The organism is Streptomyces sp. NPDC044571 (genome assembly GCF_040647115.1).
Lineage (GTDB): Bacteria > Actinomycetota > Actinomycetes > Streptomycetales > Streptomycetaceae > Streptomyces.
Genome location: NZ_JBEZBN010000124.1, coordinates 1 through 1,541, shown reverse-complemented (window position 1 = coordinate 1,541; position 1,541 = coordinate 1). Strand labels below are relative to the sequence as shown.

The window sequence follows — 1,541 nt, the reverse complement described above, 5'->3', positions numbered from 1 at the left end:
GACAACGACGACCGGACCACCGGCTCCTGGAACTGGGACCGCTCCAAGGTGGTGGCCGGGGACTTCACCGGTGACGGCAAGGCCGACGTCGGCGTGCTCTACGACAACGGCCAGCAGAGCGACGGCAAGAACATCACCGCGCTGTGGACCTTCACCAGCACCGGTGCCGGCTTCAACGGCCCGGTCAAGAAGTGGGACAACGACGACACCATCACCGGCTCGTGGAACTGGGACCGCTCCAAGGTCACGGTCGGCGACTACAACGGTGACGGCAAGGCCGACGTCGGCGTCCTCTACGACAACGGTCAGACCGAGGACTCCCGCAACGTGTCCGCGCTGTGGACCTTCACCAGCACGGGCTCCGGCTTCAACGGCCCGGCAAAGAAGTGGGACTCCGGCAGCGACAGCTGGAACTCCAAGAGCAGCAAGATCACCTCGGGTGACTTCAACGGCGACGGCAAGACCGACGTCGGTGTGCTCTACGGCTACGGCCAGCAGGACGACGGCACCAACCGGACCGGCCTGTGGAAGTTCACCAGCACCGGTGCCGGCTTCAACAACCCGGCGATGAGCTGGGACAGCGCCACCACCTTCGGCAGCTGGAACTGGGACGCCAGCAAGCTCGCCTGACGGGCCGACCGCCCCTCGTACCGGGGCGGCGGGGACCCACTCCCCGCCGCCCCGGCCCCGTTTCCCACCCCGCGCCGCCACACCTCCAGCTCCAGGAGCAGAATCCCGATGTCCCGCCCCGCCCCGCGCACCCGCCTCGCCGCGGCAGTCTCCCTCGCCTCCGTCGCCGGCATGGCCGGCGCCCTCCTGGCCGCCGCACCCGCCACGGCCGCCTCGCTCTCCACCTGGGACAAGGTCGCCCAGTGCGAGGCCACCGGGAACTGGCAGGCGATCGACCCCACCGGCACCTACTTCGGCGGCCTCCAGTTCTCCCAGTCCACCTGGCAGGCGTACGGAGGACTGTCCTACGCCTCGCGGGCGGACCGCGCAACGAAGCAGCAGCAGATCCTGATCGGCGAGAAGGTGCTCAAGGGGCAGGGCGAGCGGGCCTGGCCGCTGTGCGGGCCGTCTTCCGGGCTCGGGGCGGACCACGCCGACCCGTACCCCGACCCGGTCCCGCCGGTCTCCAAGGTCACCGGCCCGGGCGCGGGCACCGTTCTGACCGGCCCGGTCGCGCTCACCGCCTCGGTGACGGACGCGGTCGGCACGCCGACCGGCGCCACGTTCTACGTGGACGGCACGGCGGTGGGCACGGACACCGGCGCCGGCCCCTCGTACACGGTCACCCTCGACACCGCGGGTCTGGCCGACGGCCCGCACACGCTCACCGTGAAGGCCGTGAACGACGCCGGCCAGACCGGGCCCGCTTCGGCCGGGGTCTCCTTCTTCACCGCCAACCGGTCCACGGCCACCCAGGCCTCGGGCGACTTCAACGGCGACGGCAAGGCCGACGTCGGTGTGCTGTACGACTACGGCCAGGAGGACGGCGGCGGCTTCCGCACCGGCCTGTGGACCTACACCAGCAACGGCAC

The 1,541-nt window shown here is 71.1% G+C and carries 1 protein-coding gene and 1 pseudogene; both read left to right on the top strand.

The features are described from left to right. Nucleotides 1-630: pseudogene (locus AB0B01_RS30680) on the top strand (esterase); the annotation flags it as partial. Between the two features lie 108 nt (nucleotides 631-738). Beyond that, nucleotides 739-1,541: transglycosylase family protein (locus tag AB0B01_RS30675; RefSeq protein WP_361726214.1), on the top strand; the 803-nt coding region annotated here is incomplete at its 3' end.